The organism is Pseudomonas sp. StFLB209, assembly GCF_000829415.1.
In the GTDB taxonomy this organism is placed as follows: domain Bacteria; phylum Pseudomonadota; class Gammaproteobacteria; order Pseudomonadales; family Pseudomonadaceae; genus Aquipseudomonas.
Map to the genome: position 1 here is coordinate 731,717 of NZ_AP014637.1, position 15,735 is coordinate 747,451.

The 15,735-nt window shown below is 61.6% G+C and carries 13 protein-coding genes; 2 read left to right on the forward strand and 11 right to left on the reverse strand.

Features of this window, described 5'->3' with window-relative positions; genetic code table 11:
• Positions 1–189 precede the first annotated feature (189 nt).
• Entirely contained in the window at positions 190–1,056 is an 867-nt protein-coding gene (locus PSCI_RS03415) for a MurR/RpiR family transcriptional regulator (protein WP_045482832.1), read from the forward strand.
• 601 nt (positions 1,057–1,657) lie between these two features.
• Here PSCI_RS03415 and PSCI_RS03420 read toward each other — a convergent pair.
• The 9 genes from PSCI_RS03420 to edd all read right to left on the reverse strand — a co-directional run bounded on the left by PSCI_RS03420 (position 1,658) and on the right by edd (position 12,593).
• The gene (locus tag PSCI_RS03420) at positions 1,658–3,016 is read right to left on the reverse strand and encodes a carbohydrate porin (protein WP_045482835.1); all 1,359 of its coding nucleotides are present in this window, start codon (positions 3,014–3,016) and stop codon (positions 1,658–1,660) included.
• A 50-nt stretch (positions 3,017–3,066) separates the two neighbouring features.
• Positions 3,067–4,227 carry an ABC transporter ATP-binding protein gene (locus PSCI_RS03425; RefSeq protein WP_045482838.1) on the reverse strand — a complete coding sequence of 387 codons (1,161 nt, stop codon included), beginning with the start codon at positions 4,225–4,227 and terminating at the stop codon, positions 3,067–3,069.
• A 9-nt stretch (positions 4,228–4,236) separates the two neighbouring features.
• Entirely contained in the window at positions 4,237–5,082 is an 846-nt protein-coding gene (locus PSCI_RS03430; RefSeq protein WP_045482841.1) for a carbohydrate ABC transporter permease, read from the reverse strand.
• The gene (locus tag PSCI_RS03435) at positions 5,075–5,983 is read right to left on the reverse strand and encodes a carbohydrate ABC transporter permease (protein WP_045482843.1); all 909 of its coding nucleotides are present in this window, start codon (positions 5,981–5,983) and stop codon (positions 5,075–5,077) included. The genes PSCI_RS03430 and PSCI_RS03435 overlap by 8 nt, the downstream gene beginning before the upstream one ends.
• Positions 5,984–6,137: 154 nt before the next feature.
• Positions 6,138–7,430 (reverse strand): ABC transporter substrate-binding protein, encoded by a 1,293-nt coding sequence (locus tag PSCI_RS03440; RefSeq protein WP_045482846.1) that lies wholly within the window; start codon positions 7,428–7,430, stop codon positions 6,138–6,140.
• Positions 7,431–7,571: 141 nt separating this feature from the next.
• Positions 7,572–8,972, reverse strand: a complete 1,401-nt coding sequence (locus PSCI_RS03445) for an ATP-binding protein (RefSeq protein WP_045482849.1) — start codon at positions 8,970–8,972, stop codon at positions 7,572–7,574.
• 49 nt (positions 8,973–9,021) lie between these two features.
• Positions 9,022–9,750, reverse strand: a complete 729-nt coding sequence (locus PSCI_RS03450; RefSeq protein ID WP_045482852.1) for a response regulator — start codon at positions 9,748–9,750, stop codon at positions 9,022–9,024.
• 45 nt (positions 9,751–9,795) lie between these two features.
• Positions 9,796–10,770: a glucokinase gene (locus tag PSCI_RS03455; protein WP_045482855.1), complete on the reverse strand. Its 975-nt coding sequence runs from the start codon at positions 10,768–10,770 to the stop codon at positions 9,796–9,798.
• Positions 10,767–12,593 (reverse strand): phosphogluconate dehydratase, encoded by a 1,827-nt coding sequence (edd, locus tag PSCI_RS03460; RefSeq protein ID WP_045482858.1) that lies wholly within the window; start codon positions 12,591–12,593, stop codon positions 10,767–10,769. The genes PSCI_RS03455 and edd overlap by 4 nt, the downstream gene beginning before the upstream one ends.
• Positions 12,594–12,813: 220 nt before the next feature.
• Between edd and gap the strand changes: the two genes are divergently transcribed.
• Positions 12,814–13,812 (forward strand): type I glyceraldehyde-3-phosphate dehydrogenase, encoded by a 999-nt coding sequence (gap, locus tag PSCI_RS03465; RefSeq protein ID WP_045482861.1) that lies wholly within the window; start codon positions 12,814–12,816, stop codon positions 13,810–13,812.
• A gap of 184 nt (positions 13,813–13,996) precedes the next feature.
• Here the strand turns inward: gap and PSCI_RS03470 are convergent, their stop codons facing one another.
• Together PSCI_RS03470 and PSCI_RS03475 are read right to left on the reverse strand one after the other, a co-directional pair.
• Positions 13,997–14,950 (reverse strand): FecR family protein, encoded by a 954-nt coding sequence (locus tag PSCI_RS03470; protein WP_373568448.1) that lies wholly within the window; start codon positions 14,948–14,950, stop codon positions 13,997–13,999.
• Between the two features lie 36 nt (positions 14,951–14,986).
• Positions 14,987–15,505: an RNA polymerase sigma factor gene (locus PSCI_RS03475; protein ID WP_045482867.1), complete on the reverse strand. Its 519-nt coding sequence runs from the start codon at positions 15,503–15,505 to the stop codon at positions 14,987–14,989.
• Positions 15,506–15,735 lie beyond the last annotated feature (230 nt).

The window sequence follows — 15,735 nt, forward strand, 5'->3', positions numbered from 1 at the left end:
AAGTTAGACTACAAATACCTTTTTTAAAGGTATTCCTCAAGGCCAAATGTAGTAATAACTACAACATTTTATCCAAAGCTTTATACCGGTGGTGATTCACTCGGCCTCTCAGTACGATAGGCCACCTTTGCTACAGGCTAAAGCCGCCAGGCGAACGTCTGTCGAACAGCCCCCGATCAGGATGCCGTCATGGACCGCACACGAAATCTCCTGGAGCAGATCCAGAACCGACTCCCGGAGCTGAATAAAGCCGAACGCAAGGTGGCCGAAGTCATCCTGCTCAACCCGCAGATGGCCACCCGTTTGAGCATCGCAGCCCTGGCCCAGGCGGCCAAGGTCAGTGAACCGACCGTCAACCGCTTCTGCCGCTCGTTCAGCGTCAGCGGTTACCCGGAACTCAAGCTGCAACTGGCCCAGAGCCTGGCCAGTGGCGCCGCCTACGTCAGCCGTGCCGTGGAGCCGGACGACAACCCCGAGGCCTACACACAAAAAATCTTCGGCAGTGCCATTGCCTCGCTGGACAGCGCCTGCCAGGCTCTGGACCCGGCGCAGATCAGCCGCGCCGTGGACATGCTGATCCAGGCCCGGCAGATCCACTTCTTTGGCCTGGGCGCCTCGGCACCGGTAGCCATGGATGCCCAGCACAAGTTCTTTCGCTTCAACCTGGCGGTCAGTGCTCACGCCGACGTACTGATGCAGCGCATGCTCGCCTCGGTGGCGCACACCGGTGATCTGTTCGTGATCATTTCCTACACCGGACGCACCCGCGACCTGGTCGAAGTCGCACGTCTGGCCCGCGAGAATGGCGCCTCGGTGCTCGGCCTGACCGCCGCCGGTTCGCCACTGGCCCAGGCCAGTTCGGTCAGCCTGCACATTCCGTTGCCGGAAGACACCGATATCTACATGCCGATGACCTCGCGGATCATTCAGTTGACCGTGCTGGACGTACTGGCCACCGGCATGACCCTGCGCCGCGGCGTGGACTTCCAGCCGCACCTGCGCAAGATCAAGGAAAGCCTCAACGACAGCCGCTACCCGCTGGAAGATCAGGGCTAAGCAAGGTCAGGTGCGGCCCGCATCGCTCTTTCGAGCAATGGAAAATCCTTTTCCACGGTGTCTGAGCTGCAGGTTTCGCCCTGCTGGGCGACCCCATTTTGTGCTTGGCAAAATGGGGGAAAACCGCTTGCTCCTGGCTTGGGTCCGCCCAGCGGGCGGACTTCCCTCCGTCCGGCGCCGATTCTGGGGCCGGCGCGATGGGCGTCCTGCCCAGCGCACCTGCTCCTGATATGAAGAGCAGCGACATCCAGTCGGTTTCTCCCCCGAATCGACGCCTACCCTCGGCCTGCACCCAAGTCGCGACTCGCGTCGTCTGCGCCATCTCGGCTCGAAGATCAAAAGCGAAATCAACGGCAACGATCTAAAGCCGAGCACAGATCATTTGAGCACAAAGGTGACTAAAACCCACCACCGCTGCGGCGGATGTACACCGTTCGAACCGTCAAAAGTGATTCATTACAGAGCTCGATCCGTACCACTTCATATTTGCAACGCGATAGCCCGCCGCCAAGGCGGCGGCTGACCTCCTGCGATTTGTATATTTGTACAACGCCCAAAAAAACGGGCAGCCAGGCTGCCCGCAAAGCACACACAGCCGCTATCAGAACTTGGTCTGGATCTTCAGACCGGCCACCAGCGCATCGTCAACCTTGTCCACGCCACCGGGATGGCGGATGTACTGCAGGTTGGGCCGTACGGTCAGCCAGTTGGTGACGTGGAAGCCGTAGTAAATCTCCGAGTTGTACTCGGTGTCCTGCACCGGCAGGAACGCCGGGTTGTCGTAGTCGTTGATGCCGTTGATCAGGTTGACCAGCCGACGACGGTCCTGGGCATCGTCGTTGACGTGGATGCGCGAGATACCAATGCCGATGTCATCCTTGGGCCGACTGTCGAACGGGCCTTTGTAGAGCAGGCCGATCTGCTGGAAGTTATCAATGTAGTTGGTGGCCTTGTCATGCACCGTCGCGGCGGCAAACAGGGTCAGGCCGCGTGAGGCATCACCGTTGTGGGCGGTCAGTTGCTGGGTCGCCATGACCCAGCCACCGTGCTTGCTGCCATGGGATTTGAACGCGCCGCCCGACACCGGCTGCGGCAGGCCGTTGGCGCCTTCATAGACATCGTCGGCGTCCGGGCTGCTGTGGTAGTAGCCCAGCCGGTACTCGCCGGGCAAGCCGTTGACCTTCGGACTCCAGACCACTTCCACCGGCACCAGGGTGCCCTGCGAGCCGCTGCCGCTGAGCTTGAAGCCGTTGCCAATCTCCAGGTTCGAAGGGTTTTGCTCGAACACACCGATCTGCGCAAAGAACTCCGGGGTGATGTTGTACTTCAGCGCTGCGCCCCACTGGCTGACCGGCCAGTTGTACCAGGTGTTGACGTAGTTGGCTGGCTGCGCGCCGCAGAAGCTCAGGTTCTGGAAGTCACACGGCGCCGAAGCGAATTCCTCGCCCGGCCCGAAACGGCCGAGCTTGACCACCAGCGCGTCATCCATGAATTTCTGCTTGAGCCACATCTGGGTCAGACGCCAGGTCTGGCCACGGCCCCAGACTTCCTGGGATGAACTGAGGGTGCCAGCCCGCGGGTCGCCGATCCGGTCATTGGAAATATTACGGCCGCTACGCTCAGTGATCGCCAGCTTGAACTCGGCGCCTTGCCAGCCGAATGCTTTCTGCAAATCGACTTTCAGGCCGAAGGCGAACTGATCGCTCCAGCGCGCTGTAGTGTCGTCGTTGTAGCCGCCATTGAGATTGCTGGCCGCCTCGCTGACGTACTCCAGCGAAAAGTCATAGCCCTTGTCGAGCAATTCGGTGCGCGCCCCGCCCCAGTCACCGGTCATCCACGGTGAATCGGCGCTGAACGCTTCAGCCGCCTGCACACCACCGGCCAGGGCCAGGCTGCCCAGTATCGATAGTTGGCAGAGGCTTTTCAGCCGTGAATACGATGGCGCATCGTGCTTGTTCATCCCATGAGTCCTCAATTATTGTTATTGGCTTTCAGCTTTACAGCGTCCACTCACTTGCGATTGAGCAAGGTCACATTGCCCTGCCGGCCTGCGCCCTCGGCACGCCCGAGAACGCCCAGACGCTCACCGCTGGCGGCGTCAAACAGCAGCACCCGGGTAGGGTCCAGTTGCAGGGTCAGGGTCTCGCCGACCTGCGGTGCCTGATCCGGCGCCAGACGGCAGCAGACCTTGGTCTGGTTGAGGTTGACGAACACCAGGGTGTCAGGGCCGGTAGGCTCCACCACCTGCACCTCGGCGCGAATCGTCGGTAATCCCTGGCCATCGCCAGCAGCCAGGCTGATCTGCTCCGGGCGTACGCCAAGAATCACTTCACGGTCTTCCAGCCCCGCGTCGTTGCAACCCAGCGGCAGCTCGCAGCGCGCCTGACCGCTGTCGAGCAGCGCCAGCAAGCGTGCGTCACGGCGTTGCAGACGCAGCGGGATGAAGTTCATCGGCGGCGAGCCGATGAAGCTGGCGACAAACTGGTTGGCCGGGTCGTTGTAGATCTCCCGTGGTGTACCGAACTGCTGGACGATGCCGTCCTTCATCACCGCCACCTTGTCACCGAGGGTCATGGCCTCGATCTGGTCATGGGTGACGTACACCGTGGTGGTCTTCAGGCGCTGGTGCATCAGTTTCATTTCGGTACGCATCTCGACCCGCAGCTTGGCGTCGAGGTTGGACAACGGCTCGTCGAACAGGTAGATCTTCGGCCGCCGCGCCAATGCCCGGCCCATCGCCACACGCTGTTGCTGGCCGCCGGAAAGCTGTGCCGGCTTGCGCTCAAGCAGATGTTCGATCTGCAGCAGGCGCGCCACCCGGCTGACCTCCTCATCAATGGCCGGCTTGGCCAGCTTGCGAATTTTCAGGCCGAACTCGATGTTCTCGCGCACGCTCATGGTCGGGTACAGCGCGTAGGACTGAAACACCATGGCGATGTCACGGTCCTTGGGGCTGGTCTGGCTGACGTCTTCGCCATCAATGAGAATCGCCCCGCCGCTGATGTCTTCAAGGCCGGCAATGCAGTTCATCAGGGTCGATTTGCCACAACCGGACGGGCCGACCAGGATCAGGAACTCACCGTCCTTGATTTTCAGTTCGATGTTTTTCAGCGTGTCTGGCAGGCCGCTGCCGTAGCGTTTGTTGACGTTTTGCAGTTCGAGAGTTGCCATGATTGATCCCTAGCCCTTGACCGCGCCGGCGGTCAGCCCGCGCAGGAAATATTTGCCGGCCAGGATGTAGACCAGCAGTGTCGGCAGCCCGGCGATCATCGCCGCGGCCATGTCCACGTTGTATTCCTTGACCCCGGTACTGGTGTTGACCAGGTTGTTAAGGGCCACGGTGATCGGCTGCGAGTCACCGCTGGAGAACACCACGCCAAACAGGAAGTCGTTCCAGATCTGGGTGAACTGCCAGATCAGGCAGACCATGATGATCGGCGTCGACATCGGCAGGACGATGCGCCAGAAGATGGTGAAGAACCCCGCCCCATCGAGCCGTGCCGCACGCACCAGCGCCTCGGGAATGGTCACGTAGAAGTTGCGAAAGAACAGCGTCGTAAAGGCCAGGCCATAGACTACATGAACAAACACCAGGCCTGTGGTGGTGCTGGCCAGGCCCATCTTGCCGAGGGTGAAGGACGCTGGCAGCAGCACGGTCTGAAACGGCAGGAAGCAGCCGAACAGCAGCAAGCCGAAAAACAGCTGCGAGCCGCGAAAGCGCCACATCGACAGCACGTAACCGTTCAGCGCGCCGATGGCCGTCGAGATGATCACCGCCGGAATGGTGATGCGTATCGAGTTCCAGAAATAGCCATCGACGATGTTCCAGGCCTTGACCCAGCCAATCACCGTGACCACCGCCGGCCAACTGAGCAGGTTGCCGCTGCCGATGTCTTCAGGGGTCTTGAAGCTGGTCAGCAGCATGACCACCAGCGGCACCAGATACACCAGGCAGGCCAGCCACAAAACCGCGTGGATCAGCAAACGGCTGACGGTGGTTCCATTGGAGCCGATCGTGTTACTCATGGCGTTTGCTCCGCAGTTCCGAGTACAGGTACGGCACCAGAATGGCGAGGATCGCGCCGAGCATCAGCATCGCGCTGGCCGAGCCCATGCCCATCTGTCCGCGGCTGAACGTAAAGGCATACATGAACATTGCCGGCAGATCAGAGGAGTAGCCCGGCCCACCGGCGGTCATCGCCGCCACCAGGTCAAAGCTCTTGATCGCGATATGGGCGAGGATCATCACCGCACTGAAAAACACCGGGCGCAGGCTGGGCAGCACCACCCGCCAGTAAATCAGCGGCAGGCTGGCGCCATCCATTTGCGCGGCGCGGATGATCGACTGGTCGACACTGCGCAGGCCGGCGAGAAACAATGCCATGACAAAGCCGGAGGACTGCCACACGGCGGCAATCACCAGGCAGTACACCACCCGCTCCGGGTCCACCAGCCAGTCGAGGCGAAAGCCTTCCCAGCCCCAGTCACGCAGCAGCTTGTCCAGGCCCAGGCCGGGATTGAGCAGCCATTTCCAGGCGGTGCCGGTGACAATCATCGACAGCGCCATCGGGTACAGGTAAATGGTGCGGATCGCGCCTTCGCGGCGAATCCGCTGGTCGAGCAACACCGCAAGAATCACCCCGACCACCAAGCTGATGCCGATGAACAACCCGCCGAACAACAGCAGGTTCTTGCTCGCCACCCACCAGCGGTCGTTATCCATCAACCGCGCATACTGAGCCAGCCCGGCCCACTTGTAGGACGGCAGAAAGGTGGAGTTGGTAAACGACAGCACCAGGGTCCAGAGAATGTAGCCGTAGAAGCCCACCAGCACGATGAGCATGCTGGGCGCCAACACCAGTTTGGGCAGCCAGCGTTGCAGCGCATCGAGCGGCGAGGCTTTGTTGAACACAGCGACAGAAGTCATTGAAGTCATCCAGTCGGGTCGAATTCAGGCCGCAGGCGGTCGCGAGACCCGCAAAGAGTCCCGTCGACACACACAACGGTTAAGGTGATATCCGTAGGCGCTGCCGTAGGAGCTGCCGTAGGAGCTGCTTCAGCAGCGAATAACGCTACGGCTGCTAGCGGGCTGCCTTGATCGCCGAGGCCAGCCGCTTGGCCGCCTGGGCCGGGTCAGCGTTAGGGTCGTTGATGTAGTTGGTCACCACATCGAAAATCGCGCCCTGCACAGCCAGCGAGGTGGCCATGTTGTGCGCCATGCTTGGCTGCAGGCCGCCATTGCCACCGTCTGCCAGGAAGTCCCTGGCCGAGGCCTGGGCGCAGCTGTCGAAGCCATGTTTGTCCATGCTGGCGAGCATATCCTTGCGCACCGGGATCGAGCCCTTGTTGATGCTGAAGACCTTCTGGAACTCTTCACCCAACGCGACTTTGGCCAGGTCCTGCTGGGCAGCGATATCACCCGTACGATCGGCGTTGAGCTTGAAGATCGCCAGCGAGTCGACGTTGTACGTGAACGCCTTCTCGGTGCCCGGGAACGGCACGCACTGGTAGTCCTTGCCGGCAACTTTCTTTGCGGCCGTCCATTCGCTCTTGGCCCAGTCGCCCATGATCTGCATGCCGGCCTTGCCGTTGATCACATCGGCGGCGGCAATGTTCCAGTCACGCCCGGCGCGGTTGGGGTCCATGTAGGTGGCGACTTTCTTCAATTCCGTGAACGACTTGACCATTTCAGGACCGGTCAGCGCTTTATCGTCCAGTTTGACGAACGCTTGCTCGTAGCCCTGAGGGCCCATGACCGAGAGCACCAGGTTCTCGAACACCGTGCTGTCCTGCCACGGCTGGCCACCATGGGCCAGGGCAATGAAACCGGCCGCCTTGAGTTTGTCAGCGGCGGCGTAGAACTCTTCGAGGGTGGTCGGCGCCTTGGCCACGCCGGCCTTCTCCAGCACCTGCGGGTTGACCCACAACCAGTTGACGCGGTGAATGTTCACCGGCACGGCGACGTACTCACCGTCGTACTTGACCGCGTCAGAGACTTTCTTGTCGAGCAACTCGTCCCATTTCTCTTGCTTGGCGACATCTTTGAGGGTGTCGGTGCTCAGCAGGCCCATCGAACCCCAGTCCTGAATGTCCGGCCCCTTGATCTGCGCCACGCCCGGCGGGTTACCGGCCACGGTGCGGCTCTTGAGCACGGTCATCGCCGTCGCCCCGCCACCACCGGCTACGGCGCCGTCTTTCCAGGTGAAACCGTCTTTCTCGACCTGAGCCTTGAGGACGTCGACAGCGGCTTTTTCGCCACCGGAGGTCCACCAATGGACGACTTCTACCGAGCCTTTGGACTCGGCAGCCTGGGCAGTGAAAGGAAGCAACGTGGCAAGAGAAATGGCAGCGGCAAGCTGGGACAGAGCATTCATTGATTCGGCCTTCTTGTTGTTATTTGGGGCAGGTCGGTTGCCTGCGCTTGAAAGCAGTCTAGCCATATCGAAAGACCGCTTGGTAACGAAGGGATAGGGAATAGTCACAGGTTGGTGACATTTAGTGGCAATGCAATGGCGTCAGGGCAAGCGCGGCAGTTCCAGGGTTACCCGCAAGCCGCCCTCGCGAAGGTTCTGCAGGCTCACCTCGCCACCGTGGCTATGGGCGATATTGCGCGCAATGCCCAGCCCCAGGCCGTAGCCTTGCTGGTTCGAAGCCAGCCGCACGTTAGGCTCGAACACCTGTTCCAGGCGCTGCTCGGGAACGCCCGGCCCCTCGTCATCAACGTGCAGCACGAATACCTCGCGGCGGTCTTCGATATGCAAGTGGGCGCGGTAGCCGTACTTGAGTGCGTTGTCGATCAGGTTGCCTATGCAGCGCCGCAGCGCCAGCGGCTTGCCCATGTACGAAGCCTGAGCCACGCCGTGCAGGGTGATGCGCGCGTCCCCTTCAGCTGACAGATAGGGCTCCACCAGGCAATCGAGCAGGTTATTGAGGTCCACCGGTTCGATGTTTTCGTGAATGTCGGTGTCCTTGACGCACTGCAGTGCGCCTTTGACCAGCAATTCCAGCTCGTCCAGATCGCGCTCGAAGCGCGCCTGCAAGGCCGGGTCATCAAGCAGTTCGACGCGCAGCCGCAAACGGGTAATCGGTGTGCGCAGGTCATGAGAAATCGCGCTGAACAACTGGCCGCGCTCGGTCAGGTAGCGGCTGATGCGGGTGCGCATGGTGTTGAAGGCGCGGCTGACCTCCTGCACCTCGCTGCTGCCGCCCTCGATCAGCGGAGAGGCATCACCGTCCAGTGACAGGTCCCGTGCCACCCTGGCCAGGCGCTTGAGCGGCCGGCTCTGCCAGTGCACCAGCAGGCCGATGAACAGCAGCAGGAACGCGCTGGTCAAGGCGATCGACCAGACCTGCTGGGCCGGCAGGTCTGGTTCTTCCAGAAAGGTGTAAGGTGCGGGCAGCAATGACGCGATGTACAGCCATTCGCCGGGCGCCAGTTCGATCTGGGTGACCAGCACCGGCGGATTGACCGGCTCCAGAGTCAATGCGTAATGCGCCCAGGAGCGCGGCAGTTCGTCGAGTTTCAGGCCGCTGTTGAACAGCCGCAGCTCATCGGGGCTGACGAACCAGGCGACGATCTTCGGCCCGTCGCCCAACGAACTGCGCAGCACCTCGCCCACCGCGCTCAATACCGCATCTTTACGCGGTGTGGCCGGCAGCAGTTGCATGTCCAGCGGATGCTCGTTGAGCGACACCACAAAGCGCGTACCGCCCATGCTGCGCAGTTGGTCGAGCACCAGCGGCCGGTAGCTGACCGGCAGCGAGCGAAAATAACTGACACTGGCAGCCATCGAATAAGCCAGGCTGCGCGCACTGTTGAGCAAACCTTCCATCTGGGTGGCGCGCAGTTGCGCCACCCAGATGATCCCCGACAGCGACTGGCCCAGCAGCACCGCCAACAGGGTCAATAGCAGCATGCGCCCGAGCAACGTGCGTGGCAGCGCCAGCCAGCGCTGGCGTGCGCCGCTAATGAGCCACTCCCGACTGCACGGTCGCGGCCAGCAGATAACCGCTGCCGCGCACGGTACGAATCAGCCGCGGCGCTTTGCCGGTGTCACGCAAACGCTGGCGCAGGCGGCTGACCGCCATGTCAACGATGCGCTCCAGCGGCATCGGTTCACGGCCTCGGGTGGCATTGCCGATGGTGTCGCGGTCGAGGATCTGCTGTGGATGATCGAGAAACAGCTTGAGCAGGGCGAAATCGGCCCCGGAAAGAATCACCTCTTCACCATCGGCATGAAACAGCCGGTGGCTGACCATGTCCAGGCGCCACTCATCGAACAGCAGCACTTCCCCGCCACGCTCCTGGCCAAACCCGGAGCGGCGCAGCAGGGCTTTGATTCTGGCCAGCAACTCGCGTGGGCTGAACGGCTTGCCCAGATAATCGTCGGCCCCCAGTTCCAGGCCGATGACCCGATCAGCCTCGTCGGAACTGGCGGTGAGCATGATGATCGGCACATGCGGCTGGCGCGGATGCTGACGCGCCCAGCGGCACAGGCTGAAGCCGTCTTCGTCGGGCAGCATGACGTCGAGGATCAACAGGTCAGCGGGGGCTTCGTTGAACGCCTGACGAAACCGGGCACCGTCCGCGGTGGCGCGGACCTGAAAACCGGCCCGGCTCAGGTAGGTTTCGAGCAGTTCGCGAATCTCCTGGTCGTCATCGACCAGCAGCAGGGTTTTATGGGCTGAACTCAAGAAGGTCGTCCTTGTTCAGTGAATTGTTATTGTATGGACAGCGGGTTATTCGAGTACCTGTTCGCCCTCGCCAAACGCCTGTTGCAAGGCCACCCCGGCGCCATTGAGGCCCGGATACTCGGCAGTCGCCAGCCACACCGGCAGACCGTCGAAATAGTCGCTCATCACGCCCTTGTCGGCCATCGCCTGACGGAATCCGCTATTGATAAAAAACTCAGTGAAGCGCGGCACCATGCCGCCGGCGATGTACACGCCCCCCAGCGCACCGAGGGTCAGGACGTTATTACCCACCACCCGGCCAAGGAACACACAGAACTGCTCGAGCACTGCAGCCGCCACGGTATCGCCATCCAGGGCGGCGGCAGTCACGGCTGCCGGCGATTTCAGCGGCGCGTCGATGCCGTCCAGTGCGCAACTGGCCTGATAAAGGCGCAGCAGCCCGGCGCCGCTGAGCACGGTTTCGGCGCTGACGTGTTCGTGCTCGGCCATCAGGCGGGTCCACAACAGCGCTTCACGGGCGCTGCCGACCGGCAGGTTGACGTGACCGCCCTCCCCGGGCAACGCGGTCCAGTGATTGTCGCCGGTCTTGACCAGCGTGCCGACGCCAAGGCCGGTGCCTGGCCCGATCACCACACGCGGCCGCTGCGGCTTGCCGATGCCATGGCAGACCGTCAGGTAATCCTCACCCAGCCGGGTCATGCCCAGCGCCATGGCCGCGAAATCGTTGACCAGCAACAGGTGCTCGACCTTCAGGTGCTCACAGAATTTCGAACGGCTGAACTGCCAGTTGCTGTTGGTGAACTGGAATTCATCACCGTCCACCGGGCCGGCGACGGCCAGGCAGACATGGCTGACATCACCGCGTTGCAGGTCAAGGTCTTGCAGGTAGAGTTCGATGGCCTGTTCAGGACCTGCATACTCAGCCGTGGCGAACACCCGGATCGAGTGCAGTTGATCGTCTTCCCAAATCGCGAACCGTGCGTTGGTACCGCCAATATCACCTACCAGAGCCAGCTTCACTTGAGTCCCTCCAGGCTTGCAGTAAAGGCGCTGGCTCCCTGCTCGGCGGAGCTGAAGGCCACACGCATGAAACCGAACAACTCACGACCGCAGCCGACACTGCTGTCGATCTGCGTGGTTGCCGGTTGTCTTGCGGCCAATTCTGCCGGTTCGAGCAGAACTTGCAATGTGCCTTTGACACCGTCGACCCGAATCACGTCGCCATCACGCACCAAAGCCAAAGGGCCACCATCATGGGCTTCCGGGCAAACGTGGATGGCCGCCGGAATCTTGCCCGAGGCGCCCGACATACGCCCGTCAGTGACCAGCGCGACCTTGAAGCCGCGATCCTGCAGCACGCCGAGGAACGGGGTCATCTTGTGCAGCTCCGGCATGCCGTTGCTGCGCGGGCCCTGAAACCGCATCACGGCGACGAAATCGCGCTCCAGCTCACCGGCCTTGAACGCATCGGCCAGCGCCTGCTGGTCTTCGAACACCCGGGCCGGCGCCTCGACCACCTGATGTTCAAGGGCCACCGCTGACACTTTCATCACCCCGCGACCGAGATTGCCTTGCATCACCCGCAGGCCGCCCTCTGGCGAGAATGGCCGCGCCACCGGACGCAGGATATTTTCATCGAGGCTTTGCAGCGGCCCCTCGCGCCACACCAGTTTGCCGTCTTCGAGAAACGGCTCGCGGGTGTAACGGCTCAGCCCATGACCGACTACGGTATTGACGTTTTCATGCAGCAGCCCGGCACCCAGCAGCTCCCGAATCAGGAACGACATGCCACCAGCGGCCTGGAAGTGGTTGATATCAGCTTTGCCATTAGGGTAGACATGGGTCAGGGTCGGGACCACATCCGAAAGGTCGGCCATGTCCTGCCAGGTCAACAGAATCCCCGCCGCCCGGGCGATGGCCGGCATGTGCAGGGTGTGGTTGGTCGAGCCGCCGGTGGCGTGCAGAGCGACGATGGAGTTGATGATCGAACGCTCATCGACGATTTCGCCAAGCGGCATGAAGCTGCCGCTTTGGCGGGTCAGGCGGGTGACCTGTTGCGCGGCTTCATCGGTCAGCGCATCGCGCAACGGCGTGTACGGGTTGACGAACGAGGCACCGGGAAGATGCAGGCCCATCACCTCCATCAGCAACTGGTTGGTATTGGCAGTACCGTAGAAGGTGCAGGTGCCCGGACCATGGTAGGACTTCATTTCCGAGTCCAGCAGTTCTTCACGGCTCGCCTTGCCTTCGGCATAGCGCTGGCGCACGTCGGCCTTTTCCTTGTTGGACAAGCCCGACACCATCGGCCCGCCGGGCACAAAGAGGGTTGGCAGATGGCCGAAGCGCAGCGCGCCCATCATCAGCCCCGGCACGATCTTGTCGCAGATCCCCAGCATCAGGGCGGCATCGAACATGTTGTGCGACAGCGCGACCGCGGTCGACATGGCGATGGTTTCCCGGCTGGCGATGGCCAGTTCCATGCCCGGCTCACCTTGGGTCACACCATCGCACATGGCCGGCACGCCACCGGCGAACTGGCCGACCGAACCGACCTCGCGCAGGGCCTGCTTGATGCGCTGGGGAAAGTGCTCGTAGGGCTGATGCGCCGAGAGCATGTCGTTGTAGGCCGAGATGATCGCCACGTTGGCAGCGTTCATCAGCCGCAGGGTCTGCTTGTCTTCGCTGCCGCAGCCGGCGACGCCATGGGCAAAGTTGGCGCATTGCAGCTTGGCCCGCATGGGTTCGTCGCTGGCCGCCTCGCGGATCAGTTGCAGGTAGCGCTGGCGGGTCGGACGGCTGCGTTCGATCAGCCGTTCGGTGACCTCAAGGATGCGGGGATGCATGTGATGAACTCCAGGCTAAGGTCTATGGTCACCCGTAAAGATTCTGGACAGTCGCAGGTCACCGGTTTGTCAGACAAGACCGTGACTTGGGTCATGGTGTCGGATCTTCAAGGTTTGTATTTGTAGGTTTAGGAAAATATTGCCACCAAAAAGGCTTGTTTTCTATTTTTATGAGAATAATCTTGTAATTCAAACAACAAATTCCAGAGAGGACGCGTTCATGGCCCTTCGTATCGCAATCAACGGTTTTGGCCGCATCGGTCGTAACATCCTGCGCGCACTGTATACCCAAGGCTATAGGCAAGACTTGCAGGTCGTCGCCATCAACGACTTGGGCAACAGTGAAATGAACGCCCACCTGCTGCGCTTCGATACTGTCCATGGGCCATTTGACGGCACCGTCGAGTGCGATAGCGAAAGCCTGACCGTCAATGGTGACCGGATTGCAGTCAGCGCCATCCGCAACCCGGCAGACTTGCCCTGGAAGGCCCAACAGGTCGATGTGGTGTTCGAATGCACCGGGCTGTTCACCAGCCGCGACAAGGCGGCGGCGCACATCACTGCCGGCGCCAGCAAAGTGATCATCTCGGCCCCGGCCAGCGGCGCCGACGCCACTGTGGTGTATGGCGTCAACCATGACGTGCTGCGCCAGTCGCACCAGATCATTTCCAACGCCTCGTGCACCACCAACTGTCTGGCGCCGGTGGCACAGGTGCTGCACCGCGAACTGGGCATCGAAAGCGGCCTGATGACCACGGTGCATGCCTACACCAATGATCAGAATCTGATCGATGTCTACCATACCGACCCGTACCGTGCGCGTTCGGCCACTCAGTCGATGATCCCGAGCAAGACCGGCGCCGCCGAGGCTGTCGGGCTGGTATTGCCGGAACTGGCCGGCAAACTGACCGGCATGGCCGTGCGGGTGCCGGTGATCAATGTGTCACTGGTGGACCTGACCGTGCAGCTCAAGCGCGATACCACGGCCGATGAGGTCAATGCGCTGATGAAAGCGGCCAGCCAGAATTCGAAAGTGCTGGGCTATAACCAGTTGCCACTGGTGTCGCACGACTTCAACCATAACCCGCTGTCGTCGATCTTCGACGCCAACCACACCAAGGTCAGTGGTCGACTGCTCAAGGTGCTGGCCTGGTACGACAATGAGTGGGCGTTTTCCAACCGCATGCTGGATAACTGCCTGGCGTTGCATAATTCGTAAAGGCCGTTACGGCATCAAAACGGCTCAATGGCGTTGGCGCTCTCTCAGCCGCCGTGTTTCGCCCTGGCGGGCGCCCCCCCTTTGTTTCGGCAAAGGGGGGAAACCCTCAGTCCAGACAGCTGCGGCCACGATCCATGCACCAATCGTAAGGCCTTCGCGGATCAATCCGCCCCGACAAAACCAGTCAATTGATAATCACCAGCTTGGGCAATTCATGCACGCTCGCGGAGGTCATCTCGGCCAGTGAGCGGACTACATCCAGCGGGTTGTCCAGCCGGTAGTTACCGGTCACATTGACCTGCGCCAGGGCCGGATTGGTGTTGACGATCAGGCCCGGATAATAACGCCGCAACTCATCGAGCACCTGGCCCATCGGGCAGTTGTCGAAAATCAGTCGGCCCTGCACCCAGGCCAGGTCCCGGCCAGGGTCCAGGCGTTGCTGCGGGCCAAGCCCGGCGGCGTTCAGGCTGACGCTATCACCGGCACTCAGGCTAAGCCGCGAACCACCTTTGACCGCATGCACATCCACCGCGCCACGCTGCACCTGCACCCGCGCCTCGCCGTCGAGATAACGCACCGACATCGCACTGCCACGGGTGCTCATCCGCAGCGGCCCGGCCTCGATCTCCAGTGGCATGCCATGGGCGTTGGCCACCTCGAAAAACGCCTCGCCCTGATACAGCCGCGCCAGGCGATGCTGCTCATCGAACTGGCTGGAGAACGCCGAACGGGTATTGAGCAGCACCCGCGAGCCATCATCGAGTTCCAGCCGCTGCCGCTCGCCGGCCACGGTCAGATGATCGGCCTGCAAGCGCAGCGGCAGATTGCCGAAATAGCCCACCCCCAGCAGCAACACCGCTGCCGCCGCCATGGGCCGGGTCCAGGCACGCAGGCGTTGCCAGCGCTGCGGGCGCTGGTTAAGCGTCGCGGCGCTCTGGCGCACGACCTGGCTATTCCAGATCGCCTCGGCCTGGGCGAACGCCTCGGCATGCGCAGGATCGGCCCGCAGCCAGGCCTCAAAGCGCGCCTGCTGCCCGGCATCGGCGGCGTCCAGTTCGATCAGCCAGTTCAAGGCCTGATCCATGGCGCTTGCGCCCGACACGTTTTCGCCTGGCGGGCGTTGGGGGGCTACGGTCACGGTGTTCCTCGGCATTTCTTGTAACGGACGTGTTTATCAGGCGTGGTCAAGCCTGGCAATGACTCCGATACAGATCGCCATGATCAGTTTGAGTTCTTTTTGCACGGTGCTTGGCGAGACATCCAGCGTATCGGCAATTTCCTGATAGCTACAGCCATGCAAGCGGCTGAGCACAAAAATCCGCTGCTGGCGCGGGCTCAACCGCCCAAGGCTGGCGCCCAGGCTGTCGAGCAGATGGCGAGCATGGGCAGAGTCTTCGGGTGAGCCGAACTGCGCGGCAACGCTCTCCAGCTCTTGGGTGGGTACATCCTCAACCAGCATGCGCTCGCGCAGGCGTTGCGCGCGCAAATGGTCGAGGGCCAGGTTGCGCGCCGTCTGGTAGACAAAAGGCTCCAGATGATCGATGGGCCGCTCGGTCAGGGCGCGGGTCACCCGCAGCCAGGTTTCCTGTAACAGGTCCTCGGCGGTGCTGTGGCTACCGACCATGCGCTGCAGGGTACGCAACAGCACATCGCGCTGGGCCTGGAAGACATCGTTGAAGCGGGACTGGGACACGGCAGGGCTCGACCGACAATCAAGCCGATGATAATGCTTATCATCCACCTTAAGCGTCAAGCGTTTAATGCTGCCCGATATCAGGCCAGCACGGTGCGCGAACGGCCTGATAAATCTGTAGAAATTTACCCAGTTATTTTTACGCGCCCCCTTGGTGCCGTTCGTCTAGTCATAGCCAATGCAACTGATTCGTATTACCCAAGCATCTCCAATGATGCCGACGACACACG

Excerpts from the sequence above, each read along its gene's own strand:
- PSCI_RS03415 (WP_045482832.1), top strand. The coding sequence starts at position 190 with ATGGACCGCACACGAAATCTCCTGGAGCAGATCCAGAACCGACTCCCG.
- PSCI_RS03420 (WP_045482835.1), bottom strand. The coding sequence starts at position 3,016 with ATGAACAAGCACGATGCGCCATCGTATTCACGGCTGAAAAGCCTCTGC.
- PSCI_RS03425 (WP_045482838.1), bottom strand. The coding sequence starts at position 4,227 with ATGGCAACTCTCGAACTGCAAAACGTCAACAAACGCTACGGCAGCGGC.
- PSCI_RS03430 (WP_045482841.1), bottom strand. The coding sequence starts at position 5,082 with ATGAGTAACACGATCGGCTCCAATGGAACCACCGTCAGCCGTTTGCTG.
- PSCI_RS03435 (WP_045482843.1), bottom strand. The coding sequence starts at position 5,983 with ATGACTTCTGTCGCTGTGTTCAACAAAGCCTCGCCGCTCGATGCGCTG.
- PSCI_RS03440 (WP_045482846.1), bottom strand. The coding sequence starts at position 7,430 with ATGAATGCTCTGTCCCAGCTTGCCGCTGCCATTTCTCTTGCCACGTTG.
- PSCI_RS03445 (WP_045482849.1), bottom strand. The coding sequence starts at position 8,972 with ATGCTGCTATTGACCCTGTTGGCGGTGCTGCTGGGCCAGTCGCTGTCG.
- edd (WP_045482858.1), bottom strand. The coding sequence starts at position 12,593 with ATGCATCCCCGCATCCTTGAGGTCACCGAACGGCTGATCGAACGCAGC.
- gap (WP_045482861.1), top strand. The coding sequence starts at position 12,814 with ATGGCCCTTCGTATCGCAATCAACGGTTTTGGCCGCATCGGTCGTAAC.